The following is a 23,849-nucleotide window of genomic DNA, read 5'->3' as shown; positions in this document are numbered from 1 at the left end:
TCCCACCGTGCCCGCAGCCGATCTCCTCCTCACCGGAGCCCGTGTCCGCACCCTCGACCCGGCCCGGCCCGAAGCCACCGCCGTGGCGGTCAAGGACGGGGTGATCACCGCCGTCGGAGACGAGGCCGAACTGCGCGAGTGGCACGGGACCGGCACGGAGAGAGTCGACCTGGCCGGGGCCACCCTCACGCCCGGCCTGGTCGATGCGCACAGCCACCCCGTCTGGGGCCTGGAGATGGCCACCGGCACGGACCTCACCGCCGTCCGCGACCTCGACCAACTGCGCGCCGCACTCGCCGGGGCCGAACGGACCGAGGGCTGGGTCATCGCCTGGGGCCTGGACCACAACGCCTTCGGCGGCCGGCCCGTCGACCGGGCCCTCATCGAGGACGCCATCGGTGGCGCACCCGCCTTCATCCGGCTCTACGACGGGCACTCCGCCCTGGTCAGCGGCGCGGCCCTGGAACGCGCCGGGATCGCGGGCCCCCGAACCTTCGCCCAGCGCTCCACCGTCGTCTGCGACCCCGACGGGCGTCCCACCGGCCATCTGATCGAGCACGCCGCGATGGATCTGGTCGCCGGACTGCTGCCCAGGCCCTCGTACGCCGAGCGACGCACCCGCCTCGTGGAACTCCTCTCCCGCATGGCCGCCACCGGTCTGACCGGGGCTCATGTGATGGACCTCGGCGACGGTTCCGTGCCCGAACTGCTGGCCGCGGTGGAGGAGGAGACGGATCTGCCGGTGCGGCTCCGGCTGGCCCCCTGGTGCATGCCGGGCGCCGGCAAGGAGGCTCTGGAGGAGCTGGTACGTGTGCAGAGCGAGGCGGGCCGGCTCTGGCGGGTCGGCGGCGTGAAGTTCTTCATGGACGGCACCGTCGAGGGCGGCACCGCGTGGCTGGAACACGCCGACTGCCACGGGGAGGGCACCGAGGCGTTCTGGCCGGACCCGCAGGTGTACACCGCCGCTGTTCACCATCTGCACCACGCCGGGGTGGGAACCGCCACGCACGCCATCGGGGACGCGGCCGTGCGGCATGTGCTGGACACGGTGGAGACGCTGGGGGAGAGCGGCCGGCTCCGCCACCGCATCGAGCACATCGAGACCGTGCCGCAGGGCCTGGCCGCCCGGTTCGCCTCGCTCGGGGTGATCGCCTCGATGCAGCCGACGCACACCGCGTACACCCGTGCCGACCACACCGACGAGTGGTCGAAACGGCTCGGCGACGAGCGGGCCGGCCGGGCCTGGCGCTGCCGGGACCTGCGCGACGCCGGGGCGTATCTGGCGCTGGGCTCGGACTGGCCGATCGCCCACTACGACGTACGACAGGTGCTGGCCACGGCCCGGCTGCGACGGCTGCCCGGGGCGTACGACACCGAGCCGGTCACTGCCGAGCAGGCGCTGACGGGGCTGATGGCACTGGAGGGATGCACATCGCACGCCGCGGTCGCTGTCGGGGAGCAGGGCGTCGCGGGGCGGATCGCCGTGGGATACCGGGCTGATCTGACGGCGCTCGGGGTGGACCCTGTGCTTGCCCCGGCGGACGAGGTGGGGGAGGCACCTGTGAGGGTCACGGTGTGCGGGGGGCGTGTGGTGCACAGGGGGTGAGGTGGGGCGGGGCGGCGTGGAGGGGGTGGGCGCCTGCGGCGGGCCTGTTCCCCTGCCCGCCCCTTCCCGGCAGCATCGATATGCGGCTCCGCCCGGACCCCGGTCCCCGATCGCCGGAAGGGCTGAAAGATGTCCTCAAACGCCGGACGGGCTCGAATTGCGCGCTGCCGCGTCCGTCGCCGGGCGTTGCGTCCGGATCGGCGTGCCCGCGGACAGGCCGGCCGGCCGCGACCTCCCCCGCAGCAGCGGAACCCGCTTCGGGAGGTGGTGCGGCAGCGAGCCGTACCAGGCGTACGAGATCGCGTAACCGAAGGCCAGACACGTCATGCCACCCAGCGCGTCCAGCCAGAAGTGGTTGGCTGTCGCCACGATCACCAGCAGGGTGACTGCCGGATAGAGCCCTCCCAGGATGCGCGCCCAGGGGGCGGAGGCCAGCGCGAAGACGGTCAGGCCGCACCAGAGCGACCAGCCGATGTGCATCGAGGGCATCGCCGCGTACTGGTTCGACATGTTCTTGAAGTTGCCCGAGGCCATCGATCCCCAGGTCTGATGGACCAGGACGGTGTCGATGAAGTGGCCGCCGTTCATCAGGCGGGGCGGTGCCAGTGGATAGAGGTAGTAGCCGAGCAGTGCTACGGCCGTGGTCGCGAACAGGGCCAGACGGGCCGCCGCGTAACGGCCGGGGTGACGGTGGAACAGCCACACCAGCACACAGACGGTGACGATGAAGTGCAGTGTCGCGTAGTAGTAGTTCATCGACACGATCAGCCATGTCGCGGAATTCACCGCATGGTTGACCGTCCGCTCCACGGCGATGCCCAGGTACGTCTCGACCGACCAGATCCAGTCGGCATTGTGCAGGGCCTCGGCCTGCTGCTCGGGGACGGCGTTGCGCACCAGCGAGTACACCCAGTAACTGGCTGCAATCAGCAGGATTTCGAACCAGATGCGCGGCCGGCGAGGGGATCGCAGGGAACGCAGTCTCGCCGGGCCGCCGTTGCGCCATCCGGCGTTCTGCCCAGCGTTCGCCGTGGGGGCCGCCTCGTCCACGATGGGTGACGGGGTGGCCTCCAACCGGCCTTCCTGTGACGTCACGCTCAATTCACCCATAGGCACAGAGTCTGCCAGAAATGTTCCTTCCGCCCGATCATCCTCCGATCGGTTCGGGGCTGCACATCCGACTGCTGGTACTGCGCGCTAGGAGCGGGCGTGCGATCCTGGAACGGCTCCGGCGGCGGAGGCCGGAGCGGGCCCGGGGCCTGCGGCCGTTGAACCGCGAACGACCAGTTCGGGCATGAAGACGAACTCGCTGTGCGGAGCGGGTGTGCCGCCGATCTCCTCCAGCAGGGTGCGCACGGCGGCCTGGCCCATTGCCGTGACCGGCTGACGGATCGTCGTCAATGGCGGATCGGTGAATGCTATGAGCGGCGAATCGTCGTAACCGACCACCGACAGATCGCGCGGCACCTCCATCGACAGCCGACGGGCGGCCCTGATCGCGCCGAGCGCCATCATGTCGCTCGCGCACACCACCGCCGTGCAACCCCGCTCCATCAGCGCCGACGCGGCGGCCTGCCCGCCCTCCAGGGTGAACAGCGAGTGCTGGATCAGCTCCTCCACCTCGTCCGGGGCGAGGTTCAACTGCTCCTGCACGGTGGAACGGAAGCCCTCGATCTTGCGCAGAACCGGCACGAACCGCTTGGGCCCTACCGCCAGGCCGATCCGCTGATGGCCCAGCGACACGAGATGGGTCACCGCGAGCCGCATCGCGGCCCGGTCGTCCGGCGAGATGAACGGCGCCTGCACCTTGGGCGAGAAGCCGTTGACCAGGACGAACGGGACGCCCTGGGCACGCAGTTGCTCGTAGCGCTGCATATCGGCCGAGGTGTCGGCGTGCAGTCCGGAGACGAAGATGATGCCCGAGACGCCGCGGTCGACCAGCATCTCGGTCAGCTCGTCCTCGGTGGAGCCGCCGGGGGTCTGGGTCGCCAGCACCGGGGTGTAGCCCTGCCGGGTCAGCGCCTGGCCGATGACCTGGGCCAGCGCCGGAAAGATGGGGTTCTCCAGCTCGGGCGTGATCAGCCCGACCAGTCCCGCGCTGCGCCTGCGCAGCCGTACGGGCCGTTCGTAGCCGAGAACGTCGAGCGCGGCGAGAACGGATTCGCGGGTGGCCGCTGCTACGCCGGGCTTGCCGTTCAGTACACGGCTGACCGTCGCTTCGCTGACCCCCGCCTGAGTTGCGATATCGGCAAGCCGTGCGGTCATGGAAGTGGACTGTACCGGGCGTATGTCGGATTGCCCACCATCCGCAGGAATCGGACGACCGTACCTGTGGGCTGGTCCGGGACGACACCGCGGCAAAGTCTTGCAAGGTCTTGCGAGCCCGGTTTGCGGACCGCAGTCGGATCGTCGCACTGCGGGTTCATGGGCTGTGGCCTGCACTGCCAGGGATCGGCGGCTCGCGTCAAGAGGCTTGACGGCAACCGTGCGGACACGCGAATGTAACGATCGCCGAAGCTTGCAGAAATCTTCCGCAAACTCTTTCGGCGTTCTTTCATCCTTGTTACGTTCACGTCGACCCGGCGCCGCGACGGAGCGGTACGGCAGTTGAAGGAGTTCAGATGCGACGTGGCATAACGGCCACCGCCCTGGTCGCGGCCCTGGCGCTTGCGGCGACCGCCTGCGGCAGCGACAGCGAGTCCGACGGCACGAGCAAGAGCTCGGGCGAGCTCTCCGGCACGGTGACGTGGTGGGACACCTCCACCGCGGGCAGCGAGGACAAGGTCTTCAAGAAGATCGCTGAGGACTTCACCAAGCAGCACCCGAAGGTCCACATCAAGTACGTCAACGTGCCCTTCGGTGACGCGCAGAACAAGTTCAAGAACGCGGCCCAGTCCGGCTCCGACGCCCCCGACGTCATCCGCTCCGAGGTCGCCTGGACCCCCGAGTTCGCCGACCTCGGCTACCTGGCCCCGCTCGACGGCACCGCCGCGCTGAAGAACCCGGACGACTTCCTGAAGCAGGCCGCCGCGTCCACCAAGTACAAGGACAAGACGTACGCGGTGCCGCAGGTCATCGACTCCATGGGCATCTTCTACAACAAGAAGATCTTCAAGGAGGCCGGCGTCGAGGTCCCCAAGACCGTCGGCGAGCTGAAGACCGTCTCCGAGAAGATCAAGGACAAGACCGGCAAGACCGGTATGTACCTGCGCGGCGATGACGCGTACTGGTTCCTCTCCTTCCTGTACGGCGAGGGCGGCGACATGGTCGACGCCTCCACCAAGTCCGTCACGATCGACAACCCCGAGGGCGTCAAGGCGATGAAGGTCGTCAAGGACCTCGTCGACTCCGGGGCTGCCAAGACCGATGCCACGGACGGCTGGGAGAACATGCAGGCGTCCTTCAAGGACGGCAAGGTCGCCATGATGATCAACGGCCCGTGGGCCGTCGCCGACACCTACGCCGGCAAGGAGTTCAAGGACAAGGCCAACCTGGGCATCGCCCCGGTCCCGGCCGGCTCCGCCGCGCAGGGCGCCCCGCAGGGCGGTCACAACCTGGCCGTCTACGCGGGCTCGAAGAACCTCGACGCCTCCTACGCGTTCGTCGACTACATGACGTCCGCCGACACCCAGGCCAAGGTCACCAAGGAGCTGAGCCTCCTGCCGACCCGTACCTCCGCCTACGCCAAGCAGGACGTCGTCGACAACGAGATCGTCGGCTTCTTCAAGCCCGTCGTCGAGACCGCCGTCGAGCGCCCCTGGATCCCGGAGACCGGCAGCCTCTTCGCGCCGCTCGTCACCGAGTACACCAAGGTCCTGACCGGCCAGACCACGCCGGAGAAGGCCGTCAAGACGACCGGCGACTCCTACCGCAAGCTCCTCAAGGGCTGGAAGTAACAGGAAGGCAGGCCGGCTGATGGCTGTCCACACCAGCCAGTCGGTGGCGAAGGCCGCGGGCGACGACGTCGCCCGCGGCCGGAGCCGCGGTACTGGCACCCCTCCGCCGCCGAGCAGGCTCCGGCGGGCTCTGTCGACCCACTGGTACGCCTGGACCATGGTCGCCCCGGTCGTCGTCGTGATCGGCGTGATCATCGGCTATCCGCTGGTCCGCGGCATCTACCTGTCGATGACCGATGCCAATGAGCGCAACGTCGAGCGGTCCATCGGTGTCAACCACATGCCCGCCACGTACAAGTTCGTGGGCCTGGACAACTACGCCGACGCCCTCACCGGCAATCAGTTTCTCGGCACGCTCGGGTGGACCCTGGTGTGGACGGTCTCCTGTGTGACCATCACCTTCTGTCTCGGCATGGCCCTCGCCAACATCCTCAACCGCAGGATCGCCGGACGCTCCGCGTACCGGATGGCGCTCATCCTGCCCTGGGCCATCCCCGGCTTCGTCTCCGTCTTCGCCTGGCGCTTCCTCTACAACGAGGACCGCGGGCTGCTCAACAAGATCCTCTCCGGTGGCGGAATCGACGGCATACCGTGGCTGAACGACCCCACCTGGGCCAAGCTCTCCGTCATCGCCGTCAACGTCTGGCTCGGTGTGCCGTTCATGATGGTCGCCCTGCTCGGCGGACTGCAGTCGATCCCCAGCGAGCAGTACGAGGCCGCGGAGATGGACGGCGCCACCGCCTGGCAGCGGTTCCGCCACATCACGCTGCCCGGACTGCGGCCGGTCTCCACCACGGTGATCCTGCTCTCCACCATCTGGACCTTCAACATGTTCCCGGTGATCTACCTGCTGACCCGCGGCGGACCCGGTGAAGCCACCCAGATCCTGGTCACCCAGGCGTACAAGTTCTCCTTCGAGATCAGCCCGCGCGACTTCGCGCAGTCCTCCACCTGGGGCGTGCTGATCCTCGTACTCCTGATGATCTTCGCCGCCGTTTACCGGCGAGTCCTCCGCACACAGGGAGACGACTGGTGACCACCGCCCCCGCAACCACCGTCCCGGCGACCTCCGCACGGCACTCCGCGCGCAAGGTCCGGCTGCGCGGCGAGCGTTCGCCGATCGCCTCCGTCGGGCTGCACCTCACGCTCGTCGTCGCGTCCGTGATCGCCGTCTTCCCCGTGCTGTGGGTCCTGCTCACCTCGCTGAAGCCCGCCGCGTACGCGACCACCACGGACTTCTTCAAAGAGACCACGTTCGAGAACTACACGAACCTGATCCAGAACACGAAGTTCCTCACCTGGTTCGGCAACTCCCTGCTCGTCGCGGGGCTCACCACGCTTCTCGGCGTCATCATCTCCGCCTCCACCGGCTATGCCGTCAGCCGCTTCCGCTTCCCGGGCAAGCGCGGGCTGATGTGGACGCTGCTGGTCACCCAGATGTTCCCGGTCGCCGTCCTCATCGTGCCGATCTACAACATCATGGCGGGCATGGGGCTGCTGAATCAGCCCGCCGGCCTCGTCATCACCTACCTCACCATCTCGGTGCCGTTCTGTGCCTGGATGATGAAGGGCTTCTTCGACACCATCCCGCGCGAGATCGACGAGTCCGGACAGGTCGACGGCCTCACCCCGTTCGGCACGTTCTGGCGGCTCATCCTGCCGCTCGCCAAGCCCGGCCTCGCCGTCACCGCGTTCTACTCCTTCATCACCGCGTGGGGCGAAGTGGCGTACGCCTCCGCCTTCATGGTCGGCGAGGACAACCTCACCCTCGCGGGCGGACTGCAGCTCTTCGTCAACCAGTACGGAGCACAGTGGGGGCCGATGACCGCCGCGTCCGTGCTGATCGCGATACCCGCGGCCCTGGTCTTCCTCTTCGCCCAGCGTCATCTGGTCACCGGCATGTCCGCCGGAGCCGTCAAGGGCTGACGCAGCACGCCCCGTACGACCCGCACGCACCAAGTCACGGCGTCGCCGGAATCCCGACCCGGTCCCGGCGACGCTCCCCACCAGACACCCCAGGGACGACATGACCCAGCACCTCGCTGCCCCCTCCACCGGCACGTCCGACGACGCTCCGGGCCACCGCACCGGCTGGTGGCAGGACGCGGTGATCTACCAGGTCTATCCGCGGAGCTTCGCCGACGGCAACGGCGACGGCATGGGCGATCTCGCAGGCGTACGGGAGAGACTTCCGTATCTCAAGGACCTCGGCGTCGACGCGGTCTGGCTCAGCCCGTTCTACGCGTCCCCGCAGGCCGACGCGGGCTACGACGTCGCCGACTACCGTGCCATCGACCCGATGTTCGGCACCCTGCTGGACGCCGACGCGCTGATCCGGGACGCCCACGACCTGGGCCTGCGGATCATCGTGGACCTGGTGCCCAACCACTCCTCCGACCAGCACGAGTGGTTCAAGCGGGCCCTCGCCGAGGGCCCCGGCTCCGCGCTGCGCGAGCGCTACCACTTCCGCCCCGGCAAGGGCGCGGACGGTGAACTCCCGCCCAACGACTGGGAGTCCATCTTCGGCGGCCCCGCCTGGACCCGGACCGCCGACCCGGACGGCACCCCGGGCGACTGGTACCTCCACCTCTTCGCGCCCGAGCAGCCCGACTTCAACTGGGAACACCCGGCCGTCGCCGACGAGTTCCGCTCGATCCTGCGCTTCTGGCTCGACATGGGTGTCGACGGCTTCCGGGTCGACGTCGCCCACGGCCTCGTCAAGGCCGAGGGCCTGCCCGACCTCGGCACCCACGACCAGCTCAAGCTGCTCGGCAACGACGTCATGCCGTTCTTCGACCAGGACGGGGTCCACGAGATCTACCGCTCCTGGCGCACCATCCTCGACGAGTACCCCGGCGAACGCATCGCCGTCGCCGAGGCCTGGACCCCCACCGTCGAGCGCACCGCCAACTATGTGCGCCCCGACGAGATGCACCAGGCGTTCAACTTCCAGTACCTGTCCACCGCCTGGGACGCCACCGAGCTCCGCAAGGTCATCGACACCTCGCTGGACGCGATGCGGCCGGTGGGCGCCCCCACCACCTGGGTGCTCTCCAACCACGACGTGACCCGGCACACCACCCGGTTCGCCAACCCGCCCGGCCTCGGCACCCAGATCCGCACGGCCGGCGACCGCGAGCTGGGCCTGCGCCGGGCCCGTGCCGCCACCCTGCTGATGCTGGCGCTGCCCGGTTCCGCGTACGTCTACCAGGGCGAGGAGCTCGGCCTGCCCGACGTCACCGACCTGCCCGACGAGGCCCGCCAGGACCCGTCGTTCTTCCGCGCGGACGGCCAGGACGGTTTCCGCGACGGCTGCCGGGTGCCGATTCCGTGGACCCGCGACGGCAGCTCGTACGGCTTCGGCAGCGGCGGCAGCTGGCTGCCCCAGCCCGACAGCTGGAGTGGGCTGAGCGTCGAGGCGCAGACCGGCGAAGCGGGCTCCACGCTGGAGCTGTACCGGGCCGCGATCGCCGCCCGCCGGGTGCACCCGGGGCTCGGCGCCGGCACCGCGGTGGAGTGGCTCCAGGCCCCCGAGGGTCTGCTGATCTTCGCCCGCCCCGGCTTCGTCTGCACCGTCAACACGACAGGCCGTCCGGTACGCATCCCCGTACGCGGCACCGTCCTGCTGTCCAGCACCCCGGTCGCCGCCGACGGCGCCGAGATCGAGCTGCCCGCGGACACCACGGTGTGGTGGACGGTGTGACCGTCCCCCTGCCCAGGGCCGGTGGTGCTCCGAGGCTCTCGGACATCGCCGGCCAGGCAGCGGTCAGCGAGGCGACCGTCAGCCGGGTGCTCAACGGGAAACCGGGCGTCGCGGACACCACGCGTCAACGGGTGCTCGCCGCGCTGGACATCCTCGGCTACGAACGCCCCGTACGGCTGCGCCGGCGCAGCGCCGGGCTGATCGGACTGGTGACGCCCGAGCTCACCAACCCGATCTTCCCGGCGTTCGCGCAGTCCGTCGAACAGGTACTGGCCGGGCACGGCTACACGCCGGTGCTCTGCACCCAGCTGCCCGGCGGTGCCACCGAGGACGAACTCGTCGAGCAGCTCGTCGAACGGGGCGTCGGCGGGATCGTCTTCCTCTCCGGGCTGCACGCCGACATGTCGGCCGACCCGGCCAGGTACGCCGCGCTCACCGACCGCGGCGTGCCGTTCGTCCTGATCAACGGCTACAACGAACGGATCAGCGCCCCGTTCGTCTCGCCCGACGACTCCGCCGCCGTACGGATGGCCGTCGGACACCTCGCCGATCTCGGCCACCGCAGGGTCGGCCTGGCCATCGGGCCGCAGCGCTATGTGCCGGCCCGCCGCAAACGGGAGGGTTTCGTCGAGGCCGCCGTGAACCTGCTGGGCCTGGGCCGCGCCGAGGCCGAACTCCTCGTCTGTTCCACGCTGTTCAGCGTCGAGGGCGGCCAGGTCGCGGCCGGTGCGCTGCTCGACCGGGGGTGCACCGGCATCGTCTGCGGCAGCGACCTGATGGCGCTGGGTGTGGTGCGTGCGGCCCGGGAGCGCGGGCTCGGCGTACCGCGCGATGTGTCGGTGGTCGGCTTCGACGACTCGCAGCTGATCGCGTTCACCGATCCGCCGCTGACGACGGTGCGTCAGCCCGTACAGGCGATGGCGGCGGCCGCGGTGAGCGCCCTGCTGGAGGAGATCGGCGGCAGCCCCGTGCAGCGTACGGAGTATGTGTTCCAGCCGGAGCTTGTGGTACGGGGCTCCACCGCCGCGGTCCGCGGCGTCTGAGGCCCGGCCCGAAGGTGCCCGGGCGTACAGGAGAGGCACCGGGAGTCGGCCCTGAATGGGCCGGCGGGGAGTGAGCGACTCCAGGTGCCTCTCTTGTCCGTGACCGGCCCGGCCGGCCGGGCGCGTGGGGTCCGGGATCACCGGAACCCCCGGCCGACCGGACCGGAGTCGGAAGAAACGTAACAGCGCTGCAATGTTTTGCGTAAGACCTTGCAGGAAGAAAACTGCTGGATTTCGTGGATGTAAGCGGGCGGTGTCCAAAGGGTTGACCGAGGCCGGACGGGCTCGTACGGTCTCCACCGCGGCAAGGTTTGCATTCTTGCAGCAAGAACCTTCAGGAGCCTTGAGGGCAGGGCGCGTTGCCACGTGAGGCTGCACCGTCACCCGCATTTCCCCCACAGCAGGAGGAAACATGGCACGCAGACCACTGTCTGCAGCGCTCGCCCTGATAGCAGGCGCCGCCGCTCTCGTGGCCCCCGCCACGACCGCCCAGGCCTCCACCCCGGGCGACAAGGACGTCACCGCCGTTCTCTTCGAGTGGAAGTTCGACTCCGTGGCCAAGGCGTGCACGGACTCCCTCGGCCCGGCCGGCTACGGCTACGTGCAGGTCTCGCCGCCCCAGGAACACATCCAGGGCGGCCAGTGGTGGACCTCGTACCAGCCGGTCAGCTACAGGATCGCCGGACGGCTCGGCGACCGCGCCTCCTTCGCCAACATGATCAGCACCTGCCACAGCGCGGGTGTCAAGGTCGTCGCCGACTCCGTCATCAACCACATGTCGGCGGGATCGGGCACCGGTACCGGCGGCTCCTCGTACACCAAGTACAACTACCCCGGCGTGTACTCCGCGGCCGACCTGGACGACTGCACCGCGCAGATCAGCAACTACCAGGACCGGGCCAACGTCCAGAACTGCGAACTCGTCGGCCTTGCCGACCTGGACACCGGTGAGGACTACGTCCGCGGCAGGATCGCCGCATACCTCAACGACCTGCTCGCCCTCGGCGTCGACGGCCTGCGCATCGACGCCGCCAAACACATGCCCGCGGCCGACCTCGCCAACATCAAGTCGCGGCTGAGCAACCCCAACGCCTACTGGAAGCAGGAGGCGATCTACGGGGCGGGCGAGGCCGTCTCGCCCGACGAGTACACCGGTACGGGGGACGTCCAGGAGTTCCGCTACGCCCGCAGCCTCAAGCAGGTCTTCAACAACGAGAACCTCGCCTACCTGAAGAACTTCGGCGAGGGCTGGGGCTTCATGCCGTCGTCGAAGGCCGCGGTCTTCGTCGACAACCACGACACCGAGCGCGGCGGCGACACACTGAACTACAAGGACGGTGCCAACTACACCCTCGCCAGTGTCTTCATGCTGGCCTGGCCGTACGGCTCGCCCGACGTCCACTCCGGGTACGAGTGGACCGACAAGGACGCCGGTCCGCCGAGCGGTGGCACAGTGAACGCCTGTTACAGCGACGGCTGGAAGTGCCAGCACGCCTGGCGCGAGATCTCCTCCATGGTCGGCTTCCGCAACACCGCACGAGGTGAGTCCGTCACCGACTGGTGGGACAACGGCGGCGACCAGATCGCGTTCGGCCGCGGCTCCAAGGCGTATGTCGCGATCAACCACGAGGGCTCCTCGCTGACCCGTACGTTCCAGACATCACTGCCCGCCGGTGACTACTGCGACATCCAGTCCGGCAACGGCGTCACCGTCGACGGCTCCGGCCGGTTCACCGCGACGCTCGGCGCCAACACGGCTCTGGCGCTCCAGGTGAACGCCCGTACCTGCGCGGGCGGCGGCACCACGGCCCCGGGCACCAGCACCTCCGGTGCCTCGTTCGGCGTCGACGCCGCTCTCCTCGGGTGACGCGGACTCGTCCGAAACCGTGAGCGGACCGCCCCATTGCCGCGTCACCCTGCGGGGATCACCCCGAAACGCCCCCTCCCCGCGCACCGCCGCCTTCACGTGGGCGTCCGGCCCCGGGAGAGGGGTGCCCGGGGCGGGGGCGTACCAGGGCGATCCCCACGGGACGACGCAGCAGGAGGACGGCTCACCTGCGGTGCAGGACGAGTCCGCGTCGTTCGAGGAGACGCCCCGGTGGGCCCCGCGCCCGCCCCGCCACCCAACCGGTCCGCCCACCCCGAGAACCCCACCCGCACACAAGGAGACCCCGCCCGTGTCCCGTTCCACCCTGAGACGGGGAGTCGTCGCCGCACTCTGCGCGGCGCTCCTCCCCGTCGTCCCGGCGGCGTCCGCGTCCGCCGCGCCGAGACCTCCGGGCCCGCCCTCGGACGCCCGGCTGGCCGCCGAGCCCGCCCGCCACGATCTGACGCGTGAACAGTTCTACTTCGTCATGCCCGACCGGTTCGCGAACGGAGACACCTCCAACGACCGCGGCGGGCTCACCGGTTCACGGCTGGAGACCGGCTACGACCCCACGGACAAGGGGTTCTACCAGGGCGGCGACCTCAAGGGCCTGACCGAGCGGCTCGACTACATCAAGGGTCTCGGCACCACCGCCATCTGGCTCGCCCCGATCTTCAAGAACCGCCCCGTTCAGGGCACCGGAAAGGACGCATCGGCCGGTTACCACGGCTACTGGATCACCGACTTCACCCAGGTCGACCCGCACTTCGGCACCAACGCCGACCTGTCGAAACTGATCGACAGGGCCCACGGCAAGGGCATGAAGGTCTTCTTCGACGTCATCACCAACCACACCGCGGACACCGTCGACTACGCCGAGAAGACCTACGGCTACCGGCCGAAGGGCGCCTACCCGTACCTCGACAAGGACGGCCGCCCGTTCGACGACGGCAAGGGCCTGGCGAAGGTGGACGCGGACTCGTTCCCGTACACACCGAAGAACACGGGGAGCAAGGTCCCGGCCTGGCTCAACGACCCGACGATGTACCACAACCGCGGCGACTCGACCTACGCCGGTGAGTCCACCACGTACGGCGACTTCTCCGGCCTCGACGACCTGTGGACCGAGCGGCCCGAGGTCGTCTCCGGCATGGAGAAGATCTACGAGAAGTGGGTCCGGGACTTCGATATCGACGGCTTCCGGATCGACACCGTCAAACATGTCGACCTGGACTTCTGGACCCAGTGGGCGACCGCCCTCGACGACTACGCGGCCGACCACGGGCGCAAGGACTTCTTCATGTTCGGCGAGGTCTACTCCGCCGACACCGCCATCACCTCGCCCTACGTCACCCGGGGCCGGCTCGACGCGACGCTCGACTTCCCGTTCCAGGAAGCGGCCAGGCAGTACGCCTCGCAGGGCGCCCCGGCCTCGAAGCTCGCCGCCGTCCTCGGTGACGACTACCGGTACACCACCGACAAGGCCAACGCCTACGAGCAGGTCACCTTCCTCGGCAACCACGACATGGGACGCATCGGCTCGTTCCTGAAGCAGGACAACCCGAAGGCCGATGACGCGGAACTCGTCAAGCGCGCACAGCTCGCCGACGAGCTGATGTTCCTCAGTCGCGGCAACCCCGTCGTCTACTACGGCGACGAGCAGGGCTTCACCGGCGCGGGCGGCGACAAGGACGCCCGCCAGACCATGTTCGCCTCGAAGACCGCCGACTACCTCGACGACGACGAGCTGGGCACCGACCGCACCCACGCCTTCGACGCGTACGACACGAAGCACCCGCTCTACCGGAACATCGCCGCGCTCTCCGAGCTGACCAGGAAGAACCCGGCTCTGCGCAACGGCGTCCAGACCGAGCGCCTTGCGGAAGGGTCCGTGTACGCCTTCTCCCGTACGGACCCCGAGCAGGGACACGAGTACGTCGTAGCCACGAACAACGGCAGCGAGGCCAGGACGGTCGAGCTTCCGACGGCCTCGGAAGGGATGAACTTCCGTACGATCTACGGTGGTTCGGCCTCTACCCGTAGCGGTGCCGACAAGAGGATCACCGTCACCGTGCCCGCCCTCTCCAGCATCGTGCTGCGCGCCGGGAAAGCGATGGGCGAACCCGCCGCCAAGCCCTCGATCACCCTCAAGGCCCCGGCCGCCGGAGCCACCGGCACCGTCGAGATCTCCGCCGACGTCGACGGCGGACAGTTGAACCGGGTCGTCTTCGCCGCCCGGACCGGCAACGGGAAGTGGGTCACCCTCGGCTCCGCCGACCACGCCCCGTACAAGGTCACCCAGACCGTTGGCGACACGGTGGCCGCGGGAACCCCCTTGCGGTACAAGGCGGTTGTCGTCGACCGTGCCGGCCGCACCGCGAGTGCCCTCGCCTCCTCCACCGCGGGACAGGCACCCGCTGCCGAGAAGCCCGTCGCGGTCGAGCGCGACTACGCCGTCGTCCACTACAGGCGTACGGACGGCGACTACGACGGCTGGCGGATCCAGGCGGGCGACAAGTCGGCCGGGTTCACCGGGCGGGACGCCTACGGGGCCTTCGCCTGGATCAAGCTCGACGAGGGTGTCTCCTCCCTCCCGTACACCGTGGAGAAGTCCGGCACCGCCGACGGGCCGCAGCGCACCGTCGACCTCGCGAAGACCGGACAGGTCTGGATCGAGCAGGGCAAGGACGGCCAGGCCGACGAGGCCCCCGACGGCGCCTACCCGCCGCAGGACACCACAAAGGCAGTACTGCACTACTACCGGACCGACGGCGACTACGACGGCTGGGGGCTGCACACCTGGACCGGGGCCAAGGACCCCACAGACTGGGCCAAGCCGCTCCAGCCGGTGAAGAAGGACGCCTCCGGCGTCACCTTCGAAGTGCCGCTCACCGACGGCGCCACCTCGCTCAGCTACATCCTGCACAAGGGCGACGAGAAGGACCTCCCCAGCGACCAGTCGCTCGACATCGCCACCTACGGGCACGAGGTCTGGATGCTCGGCGGCACGCCCGGCTATCTGCTGCCGCAGGCCGGCGGCGTACCCACGCCCGACCTCACCAAGGCCGAGGCGCAGTGGATCGACTCCGACACCGTCGTGTGGAAGGTGAAGGCGACCGAAGCCACCAGCCAGCAGCTCGTCTACGCATCGGGCGGCGGCATCTCCGTCGTCGACGGGGCACTCTTTGCCGAGGGGCAGTGGCTGCGGCTCGCACCGTCCGCGCTGACCGACGCGCAGAAGGCGAAGTACCCGCACCTCAAGGACTATCCGGCGTTCACCATCGACGTCCGCGACCGGGACAGGGTGCGTGAGGCGCTGCGCGGCCAGCTGATCGCCACCCAGCGCGCCGCCAACGGCGCCCTGCTCGCCGCCACCGGCGTACAGAGCGCGGGAGTGCTCGACGACCTCTACGGCAAGAACGCGGCCACCGCCTCGCTCGGCCCGGTCTTCGACCACGGCCGCCCCACGCTGTCCGTCTGGGCGCCCACGGCCCGTACCGTCGCCCTCGAACTCGACGGCCGCAGCGTCCCGATGCGCCGCGACGACCGCACCGGCGTCTGGTCCGTCACGGGCACGGAGAAGTGGACGGGCAAGCCCTACCGTTACATCGTGAATGTCTGGGCGCCCACCGTCCAGAAGATCGTCACCAACAAGGTCACGGACCCCTACTCGACCGCCCTGACCACGGACTCCGCGCGCAGCCTCGTGATCGACCTCGACGGCCCCGGCCTCGCGCCGAAGGGCTGGTCCGGGCTGAGGAAGCCCGCCGCCGTCCCGCTGCGTGACGCCCAGATCCAGGAGCTGCACATCCGCGACTTCTCGATCGCGGACCCCACCTCGAAGCACCCCGGCGAATACCTCGCCTTCACCGACACCCGCTCCGACGGGATGAAGCACCTCAAGCAGCTCGCCGACTCCGGCACCAGCTACGTCCATCTGCTGCCCGCCTTCGACATCGGCACCGTCCCCGAGAAGAAGTCCGCCCAGCAGAAGCCGGCCTGCGATCTGTCCGTGTACGCCCCCGACTCCGAGGAGCAGCAGGCCTGCGTGGCGAAGGCCGCGGCGCAGGACGGGTTCAACTGGGGCTACGACCCGCTGCATTACACCGTCCCGGAGGGTTCGTACGCCTCCGACCCGAACGGCACACGGCGGACCGTCGAGTTCCGGCAGATGGTGCAGGGGCTGAACGGCGCGGGACTGCGGACCGTCATGGACGTCGTCTACAACCACACCGTGGCCTCCGGCCAGGACGACAAGTCCGTCCTCGACCGGATCGTGCCCGGCTACTACCAGCGGCTGCTGGAGGACGGCACCGTGGCCACCTCCACCTGCTGCGCCAACACCGCACCCGAGAACACCATGATGGGCAAGCTCGTGGTGGACTCGGTCGTCACCTGGGCCAAGGAGTACAAGGTCGACGGCTTCCGCTTCGACCTGATGGGCCACCACCCCAAGGCCAACATCCTTGCCGTCCGCAAGGCGCTCGACGCGCTGACCGTGGCCAAGGACGGCGTCGACGGCAAGAAGATCATCCTGTACGGGGAGGGCTGGAACTTCGGTGAGATCGCCGACGACGCCCGCTTCGTCCAGGCCACTCAGAAGAACATGGCCGGCACCGGCATCGCCACCTTCTCCGACCGGTCCCGCGACGCCGTCCGCGGCGGCAGCCCCTTCGACGAGGACCCGGGCGTGCAGGGCTTCGCCACCGGCCTCTACACCGACCCCAACGCCTCGGCCGCCAACGGCACGAAGGCCGAACAGAAGGCCCGGCTGCTCCACTACCAGGACCTGATCAAGGTCGGCCTCACCGGCAACCTCGCCGACTACACCTTCACCGACTCCTTCGGCAACACGGTCAAGGGCTCCGGCGTCGACTACAACGGCGCCCCGGCCGGATACGCAGCGGCTCCCGGTGACGCCCTCGCCTACGCCGACGCCCACGACAACGAGTCGCTGTACGACGCACTCGCGTTCAAGCTCCCGGCGGGCACATCAGCGGCGGACCGGGCCCGTATGCAGGTCCTGGCGATGGCGACGGCCACCCTCTCGCAGGGGCCCTCGCTCTCCCAGGCGGGCACCGATCTGCTGCGCTCCAAGTCCCTTGACCGCAACTCGTACGACAGCGGCGACTGGTTCAACGCCCTGCACTGGGACTGCCGCGACGGCAACGGCTTCGGCCGCGGACTGCCCCCGGCAGCCGACAACGGGTCCAAGTGGTCCTATGCCAGGCCGCTGCTGACCGGGGCCGCGCTCAGCCCCGGCTGCGCACAGATCAACGGCACGTCCGCCGCCTACCGGGACCTGCTCACCATCCGCTCCACGGAGAAGGACTTCGACCTCTCCACCACCGAGCAGGTCCAGTCCGCCCTGTCCTTCCCGCTCTCCGGGAAGGACGAGACACCGGGTGTGATCACCATGAGGCTCGGAAAGCTGGTGGTCGTCCTCAACGCGACCCCCGGCACCGAGAACCAGAAGATCGCCGGCCTGGCCGGGCAGCAGTACGTCCTGCATCCCGTCCAGGCTGCGGGCGCGGATTCTACTGTCAAGAAGTCGACGTACGAGAGGAGTTCGGGAAGCTTCACCGTCCCGGGACGCACGGTGGCGGTGTTTTCCCTGAGCTGAGCCGTACGGGACTACGTTGAGAGGCAGCAGCCGCCCGGGAGTGCCGCAGCACCGCACTCCCGGGCGTGCCTTCCTGCCCCTCCCGGCCGGTCCCGGCCCCTTTCCGGTACGCCAGGCGTCCTCCCATGCCTGCGAAGTACGGGAATCGGGGGCCGGGACCGGCCGGTCCACCTGTTTCAGCGACGGTGACCATGGCGAGCAACATCCCCGAGGAGACAACGAGCTTTGTCGGACGGAAAGCGGAACTTGCCAGGCTCGAACACAGCCTCGCCGCACACCGGCTGACCACACTCACGGGCAGCGGCGGTGTCGGCAAGACCAGGCTCGCGGTCCGCGCGGCCCGGCATGCGGCGGCCGGACACCGCGACGGCGCCCGGTGGGCGGATCTCTCACCGCTCCACGACGACGGACTGCTCATCGCGACCGTCTCCGACGCGGTCGGGCTCTCCGACCACACCCTGCGCATGCCCATCGACGCGCTGTGCGAATGGCTCGTCGACAAGGAACTGCTGCTGGTCCTCGACTCGTGCGAGCATCTGCGCTCCGCGTGCGCGCATCTGCTCGGCGAAATCCTCACCACGTCACCCGGCCTCACCGTGCTCACCACCAGCCGGCAGCCCCTGGGCATCAAGGGCGAGCGGCTCGTCGAGGTGGAACCGCTGCCCGTCGGGGGCGCGGCCGACGCACTGACACTGTTCCGGGACCGGGCAGCCGCGGCAGCCCCGGGGCTCGCCCTCGACGCGCCGGGCAACGCCGAGGCCGCCGCCGAGATCTGCCGCCGCCTCGAAGGCATTCCGCTCGCCATCGAACTCGCGGCGGGAGCCCTCTGCCGGGAAACCGTCGAGCAACTCGCCGTACGGATCGGCTCCCGCTTCGACGTACCGACCGATGAATCGCTCCGGCTGCCGCGCCACCGCACCCTGCGCACCGCCATCGGCTGGAGCCACGAGCTGTGCACACCGCTGGAACGGCTGCTCTGGGCCCGGCTGACCGTCCTGCGCGGCGACTTCGACGAGGCCGCGGCCCGCGAGATCTGCGCCGAAGGGCCGCTCACCGAGGACGGTGTGACCGAGGCACTGAACGGCCTGGTCGCCAAGTCGGTTGTCGGACGGGACGGCGTACGGCACCGCATGCTCGACACCATCCGCGAGTACGGACGGATGTGGCTTGCCGAGCTCGGCGAGGAACGGGCCGCCGCCGACCGGCACGCCGCCTGTTTCCTCAGCCTTGCACGCCACGCCCACGCGGGCTGGACCGGCGACGAACAGATCATCTGGTACCACCGCATCGCCGAGTCGCACGCCGACCTGTGTGCCGCCCTCGACCACCTGCTGGCCCATGACACCGGGGCCGCCCAGGAGATGGCGGGCCGGATCGGCTTCTTCTGGTGCTGCTGCGGCCATCTGCCGCAGACCCGTGAATACGCCCAGCGCGCCCTGGACGCCGGACCTGCCGAAGGACCCCACCGCACCCGCGCACTGTGGGTTCTGGGCATCACCGTCATGCTCCAGGGCGACTACCCGGCCGCCCGGCGCCTGGGCAGGGAGTGCACCAGGGCGGCGGCCCGCGACGGGGCCGACGAGGGCATCCTCGCCGCCGCCTATCTGTGCGGCCTCACCCATCTGATGACCGGCCGCCCCGAGGCGAGCCTGCGCCGGATCGACCGGGTACTGAGCACCACCGGCACCGCCACCCCGCTCGAAACGGCCTACCGGCTGCGCTGTCGGCTCATCACCGTCTTCGCCCTCACCGGCCTGGGACGGCTGGACGAGGCGGAGGCGGCGGCCCTGGACCTGCGCGCGGCCTGCGAGGCCCAGGACGAGTGCTGGACCCGTAGTTACGTCGACTACCAACTCGCCCTGATCGCCCTGCTGCAGGGCGACGCAGACGCCTCCGCCGCCCACGCCCGCTCGATGCTCGTGGGCAAACACCGCCTCCGGGACAGCTTCGGTATCGCGCTCGGCCTGGACATTCTGGCCGCGGCGATCGCCGCCCAGGGAGCGGGCGCCCGCGCCGCCCGGGTGTACGGCACGGGACAGGTCTACTGGCGCATGGTCGGCCACCCGCAACGCGGCACCCCGGAACTGGGCCCCCTGCGCGAGGCCTGCGAACGCCAGGCCCGCGCGGCCGTCGGCGACGCCGCCTACCAACGCGCCTTCGAAAGGGGCCGGGCGGACAACGCGGAGGTGGGCCTCGCGGCAGCGCTCCAGGGCGAACTGCTCACGTAGGGCCTGAGGACACCCGGAGCATCCGGATCAAGGAACGAATCCTCTTGTGCGGTCATGCCGATCAGCGTAAATCTGAGGTCCGGCAACCGGCCGTACCCGCTGTACCCGCACCCAGGAGCGCATGATGCCGCAGATCACCGTCGACTACTCCGCAGAGCTCGACGACAGCTTCGACCGCCGCGGCTTCGCACTCGCCCTGCACCCGCTGGTCGCCGAGACGGTCACCACGAAGATCGCCGCCTGCAAGACCCGCTTCCGGCGCGTCGAGGAATTCGTGGCGGGCGACACGGCCACCGGCGACGCGGTCCTGAACATTTCGATCGCCCTGCTGCCCGGCCGTGCCGAAGAGCTCAAGGCACAACTGACCGATTCCGTGCTGGAGCTGCTGGCCGCCCACCTCAAGCCCGTCGACGGTGTCACCGTCCACGCGTCGGCGGAGACCCGCGATCTGGACCCGTCCTACCGCAAGCGCTGAGCAGTAAGGCCGTTACGGCAGCCGCTGCACGGGAACGGCCGGCACGGCGGGCGCCAGAGCGGAGAGCCGGCTCAACAGCTCCCCGAACGGTCCGTCCGCCGGCTCCTGCGCGAAGACCCGTAACACGATGCCCGCCATCTCCGTGTCGTACGCGGCACTCACCGCGGCCAGCGCCGCGAAGTCGTGCACCAGCTGAATCTCCAGCTCCTCGCGCGGGATTCGCCGCCCGTCCAGCCAGATCAGCGCCGTCGACTCGGCCAGCGAAACCCACGACCGCACGACCAACTCCAGCCGCGCCGGGGGATCTTCGACCCCCAGATGGGCCAGGATCTGCTCGTAGGCCGCCTGCCGCACCCCGTCGATCATCGCGTTCGCCGTCGACGACCCGACCGCGGGCCCGCCCCGCATCAGCGCCGAGAACCCCGGACCGTGCTCCTCGACAAAGTCGAAGAACCGCCCCATCACCCTCAACAGCCGTGCCCCGAGCGACCCTTCACGCGGCTCCACGAACCGTGCCGCCAACTCGTCGGCCGCCCGCCGCAGCGCCGCCTCGTACAGGCTCTGCTTCCCCGGGAAGTAGTGATAGACCAACGGCCGCGAGATCCCCGCAGCGGCCGCGATCTCGTCGATCGACACCTCGTCCGGGGAGCGGTGACTGAACAACTCCAGCGCGACACCGATCAACTGCTGCTTGCGCTCCTCGACGCCCATCCTGCGCCGCACCCCGGTCGTCATGGTGGACAGGGTACCCAGTGGGGCCGTGGGGGAGGGGTGGTGGGCCGGGGCCGCTCAGGACGTGGGGCGCCGGCCTGCCCCACCCTTCAGAGATCCAGCACCAGCCGCTCGCCCCGGCAACGCGACACGCAGATCAGCATCGAGTCGTCCCGTTCCGAGTCCGTCAGCAATTCGTCGCGGTGGTCGATCTCGCCCTCCAGGACGCGCTGTTGGCATGTCCCGCAGAAGCCCTGTTCGCAGGAGTACGAGACGTACGGCAGCTCTTCGCGCACCGCGGCCAGTACCGACTGGCCCGCCGCCACCTGGACCGTGCGGCCGGAGCGGTGCAGTTCGACCTCGAAGGGGCCGGAGCCGGCCGAGCACGTGGTCGCTGCCGTGAAGCGTTCCAGATGCAGTGTGCGGCCGGGCGGGAGGGCGGCGGTGACCGCGTCCGTCAGGGGCTCCGGACCGCAGCAGTAGACCGCTGTGCCCTCCGCCGTGTCCGCCAGGGCCGCGGCCGTGTCCGGGTGGCCCGCCTCGTCCCCGGGGACGACTGTCACCCGGTCGCCCTCCGTGCCCAGCTTCTCGATCTCGTCCAGGAACGGCATCGTGGCGCGGGACCGTCCGCCGTACAGCAGCCGCCAGTCGGCGCCCGAGGCCGCGACGGAACGCAGCATCGGCAGGATCGGGGTGATGCCGATGCCGCCCGCGACGAAGAGGTACGCGGGGGCCTCGACGAGGGGGAATCGGTTGCGGGGGGCGCGGACCTCGATCTCCTCGCCCTCGTGGAGCCGGTCGTGGACCTCGCGGGAGCCGCCCCGGCCGTCCTCGACCAGGCGGGTCGCGATGGTGTACGTGTCGGGGTCGGCGGGGTTCCCGCAGAGGGAGTACTGGCGGACCAGCCCGGAGGGCAGCAGGAGGTCCAGGTGCGCGCCGGGCTGCCAGGCGGGCAGGCCGGGTCCCTCCAGGCGGAGTTGGACCACGCCGTCGGCGGGGGCGGTCCGCTCGGTGATGAGCAGACGGCGGGTGGTGGTGGAACGGCGCTCGGAGTGGCCCGAGACCGGATTCTCCAGGGCCGGCAGCGGCCAGAGCGGGGAGCTCTCGATGCGGTGGCGCATGGCCCGCTTCGCGAGCAGCGCGGCGCCGGCGACGAGGACGACGGTGCGCAGGCGGGGCAGGGGGAGGGGCATGGTCAGCTGCTTCCCGTCGTACGGGCCTCGGCGGCCGTGGCCGCGGGCGAGTGGGCGAGATAGTCGACTGCCTGGGCCGTACTGCCCTCCTGCGAGGGGTGGTAGGCGTGACTCAGATAGCGGGGTATGGAGCGCAGCAGATCACCGGTCGCGGGCAGGGTGCCGCGCCTTCCGCTGATGTAGAACTCCTTGAACGACGCCCTGCCGTGCAGCAGGCTCGGGTCGTTCTCCATGAAGAAGCGCGTACCGCGCTGCCAGAGGAAGAGCAGCGCGGCGAATGCCGCGGCCCAGGTCCGTACCCGCCGCCGGTAGCCGCCGTCGACATGCATGAACACATCGAAGGCGACCGAGCGGTGCTCGACCTCCTCCGCGCCGTGCCAGCGCAGCAGATCCAGCATCGTCGGATCGGCGCCGCGCCGGTCCAACTCATCGGCGTTCAGCACCCAGTCGCCGAGGAACGCGGTGTAGTGCTCGATCGCCGCGATCGTCGCCACCCGCTCCATCAGCCACCACTTCCGCGCCCGGCCGGGCGGCAGCGTCCGGTCGCCGAGGAGCTTCTCGAAGAACCAGTCGACCTGTGCGGTGTACGGCGTCGGGTCCAGACCGAGCTGCTTCAGACGGGGCAGGACGTCGTCGTGGGCCTGGGAGTGCACGGCCTCCTGGCCGATGAACCCGATGACGTCCTGGCGCAGTTGCTCGTCGTGGATGTACGGCAGCACCTGTCGGTACACATGGATGAACCAGCGCTCCCCGGCGGGCAGCAGCAGATGGAGCACGTTGATGGTGTGCGTGGCGAACGGGTCGCCCGGTACCCAGTGCAGAGGCGTCTTCTCCCAGGCGAAGGAGACCTTGCGGGCCTTGAGCTGCGTCCGTTCCGAAGCGACCGGCGCCGGCTGCGTGTTAGACATGTTGTCAATGTACTGATGGGTACGTGGGGGGAACAGGGGCGTGCAGCGAATTCCTGCACCGCTGATCGGTGGTCGGGTTCCCGTCTGCCGTGCCGGATTCCCGGCCCGGCCGATCCGGGGCGCACGCGTCGGGCCCGTGGCGGTCCCCCTCGGTGGGGGCGCCACGGGCCCGGGTCATACAGCGGTTCGGACCGGATCAGTGGGAACGGTGCTCCCAGTACCGGTCGTTGTCGTGGTGCCGGCGTCCGTGGTCGCGGTAGCGGTCCTCGTTGTGGCCCCAGCGTCCGTGGTCGCGGTGGCGGTTCTTGCCGTGGCCCCAGCGTCCGTGGTCGCGGTAACGGTCGTTGTCGTGGCCCCAGCGTCCGTGGTCGCGGTGGTCGCGATCCCCGTGCCGGCCGTCCTGGGCCTGCACGGAGTGGGCACCGACAGCGGCGCCGGGGGCGGCGGCCTGGGCCGCGCCGGCTCCGCCCAGCCCGACGATGGCTGCCACACAGACTGCGGCAGCCAAGCGGGAAACATGCATAACGATCTCCTGTCGCAGCAGGCGCCGAAGCGCCTGCTCGGATTGGTCATGGCAACCGTCGCCCCCCGACCAC

General features: G+C 69.7%; 15 protein-coding genes and 1 pseudogene. 10 read left to right on the top strand and 6 right to left on the bottom strand.

What is annotated here, in order from left to right; translation table 11 throughout:
* The first annotated feature begins 7 nt into the window (after positions 1 to 7).
* The gene (locus ACFVYE_RS27410; RefSeq protein ID WP_389607535.1) at positions 8 to 1,606 is read left to right on the top strand and encodes an amidohydrolase; all 1,599 of its coding nucleotides are present in this window, start codon (positions 8 to 10) and stop codon (positions 1,604 to 1,606) included.
* A gap of 135 nt (positions 1,607 to 1,741) precedes the next feature.
* Here the strand turns inward: ACFVYE_RS27410 and ACFVYE_RS27405 are convergent, their stop codons facing one another.
* Together ACFVYE_RS27405 and ACFVYE_RS27400 are read right to left on the bottom strand one after the other, a co-directional pair.
* Positions 1,742 to 2,716 (bottom strand): phosphatase PAP2 family protein, encoded by a 975-nt coding sequence (locus ACFVYE_RS27405; protein ID WP_383973496.1) that lies wholly within the window; start codon positions 2,714 to 2,716, stop codon positions 1,742 to 1,744.
* A gap of 87 nt (positions 2,717 to 2,803) precedes the next feature.
* A complete protein-coding gene (locus tag ACFVYE_RS27400) occupies positions 2,804 to 3,871 on the bottom strand; it encodes a LacI family DNA-binding transcriptional regulator (protein ID WP_382947706.1) in 1,068 nt (355 codons plus the stop codon).
* A gap of 356 nt (positions 3,872 to 4,227) precedes the next feature.
* On the opposite strand from ACFVYE_RS27400, the gene ACFVYE_RS27395 reads away from it, so the two are divergent.
* The 9 genes and pseudogenes from ACFVYE_RS27395 to ACFVYE_RS27355 all read left to right on the top strand — a co-directional run bounded on the left by ACFVYE_RS27395 (position 4,228) and on the right by ACFVYE_RS27355 (position 20,441).
* Complete coding sequence (locus ACFVYE_RS27395; RefSeq protein WP_383973498.1) at positions 4,228 to 5,502, top strand: extracellular solute-binding protein; 1,275 nt, start codon at positions 4,228 to 4,230, stop codon at positions 5,500 to 5,502.
* A 19-nt stretch (positions 5,503 to 5,521) separates the two neighbouring features.
* Positions 5,522 to 6,538 carry a carbohydrate ABC transporter permease gene (locus tag ACFVYE_RS27390; protein WP_389607534.1) on the top strand — a complete coding sequence of 339 codons (1,017 nt, stop codon included), beginning with the start codon at positions 5,522 to 5,524 and terminating at the stop codon, positions 6,536 to 6,538.
* Positions 6,535 to 7,428, top strand: coding sequence for a sugar ABC transporter permease (locus ACFVYE_RS27385; protein WP_383974490.1), 894 nt, complete (start codon positions 6,535 to 6,537; stop codon positions 7,426 to 7,428). Before ACFVYE_RS27390 ends, ACFVYE_RS27385 begins: the two co-directional genes overlap by 4 nt.
* 100 nt (positions 7,429 to 7,528) lie before the next feature.
* Positions 7,529 to 9,205, top strand: a complete 1,677-nt coding sequence (locus ACFVYE_RS27380) for a glycoside hydrolase family 13 protein (RefSeq protein WP_383974492.1) — start codon at positions 7,529 to 7,531, stop codon at positions 9,203 to 9,205.
* Positions 9,190 to 10,248, top strand: coding sequence for a LacI family DNA-binding transcriptional regulator (locus ACFVYE_RS27375; protein WP_383974495.1), 1,059 nt, complete (start codon positions 9,190 to 9,192; stop codon positions 10,246 to 10,248). The genes ACFVYE_RS27380 and ACFVYE_RS27375 overlap by 16 nt, the downstream gene beginning before the upstream one ends.
* A 412-nt stretch (positions 10,249 to 10,660) precedes the next feature.
* A pseudogene (locus ACFVYE_RS27370) lies at positions 10,661 to 12,100 on the top strand (alpha-amylase family protein); the annotation flags it as partial.
* 325 nt (positions 12,101 to 12,425) lie between these two features.
* On the top strand, positions 12,426 to 17,738 hold the full coding sequence (pulA, locus tag ACFVYE_RS27365) for a pullulanase-type alpha-1,6-glucosidase (protein ID WP_383974497.1): 5,313 nt from the start codon (positions 12,426 to 12,428) through the stop codon (positions 17,736 to 17,738).
* A gap of 191 nt (positions 17,739 to 17,929) precedes the next feature.
* Positions 17,930 to 19,966, top strand: coding sequence for an ATP-binding protein (locus ACFVYE_RS27360; protein ID WP_383974499.1), 2,037 nt, complete (start codon positions 17,930 to 17,932; stop codon positions 19,964 to 19,966).
* 124 nt (positions 19,967 to 20,090) lie between these two features.
* The gene (locus ACFVYE_RS27355; RefSeq protein ID WP_383974511.1) at positions 20,091 to 20,441 is read left to right on the top strand and encodes a 5-carboxymethyl-2-hydroxymuconate Delta-isomerase; all 351 of its coding nucleotides are present in this window, start codon (positions 20,091 to 20,093) and stop codon (positions 20,439 to 20,441) included.
* A gap of 12 nt (positions 20,442 to 20,453) precedes the next feature.
* Here the strand turns inward: ACFVYE_RS27355 and ACFVYE_RS27350 are convergent, their stop codons facing one another.
* From ACFVYE_RS27350 to ACFVYE_RS27335, 4 genes are all read right to left on the bottom strand, one after another.
* A complete protein-coding gene (locus ACFVYE_RS27350; protein ID WP_383974502.1) occupies positions 20,454 to 21,176 on the bottom strand; it encodes a TetR/AcrR family transcriptional regulator in 723 nt (240 codons plus the stop codon).
* Between the two features lie 86 nt (positions 21,177 to 21,262).
* Positions 21,263 to 22,345: a PDR/VanB family oxidoreductase gene (locus ACFVYE_RS27345; protein WP_383974505.1), complete on the bottom strand. Its 1,083-nt coding sequence runs from the start codon at positions 22,343 to 22,345 to the stop codon at positions 21,263 to 21,265.
* Positions 22,346 to 22,347: 2 nt separating this feature from the next.
* Positions 22,348 to 23,253 (bottom strand): metal-dependent hydrolase, encoded by a 906-nt coding sequence (locus ACFVYE_RS27340; protein WP_383974508.1) that lies wholly within the window; start codon positions 23,251 to 23,253, stop codon positions 22,348 to 22,350.
* A gap of 196 nt (positions 23,254 to 23,449) precedes the next feature.
* On the bottom strand, positions 23,450 to 23,776 hold the full coding sequence (locus tag ACFVYE_RS27335; protein ID WP_383975572.1) for a hypothetical protein: 327 nt from the start codon (positions 23,774 to 23,776) through the stop codon (positions 23,450 to 23,452).
* Between the last annotated feature and the right edge of the window lie 73 nt (positions 23,777 to 23,849).

Origin of the sequence: Streptomyces sp. NPDC058239, assembly GCF_042882185.1 — a bacterium.
Lineage (GTDB): Bacteria > Actinomycetota > Actinomycetes > Streptomycetales > Streptomycetaceae > Streptomyces.
The sequence above is the reverse complement of the archived record's forward strand: the minus strand, read 5'-3'. Positions and strand labels throughout refer to the sequence as shown.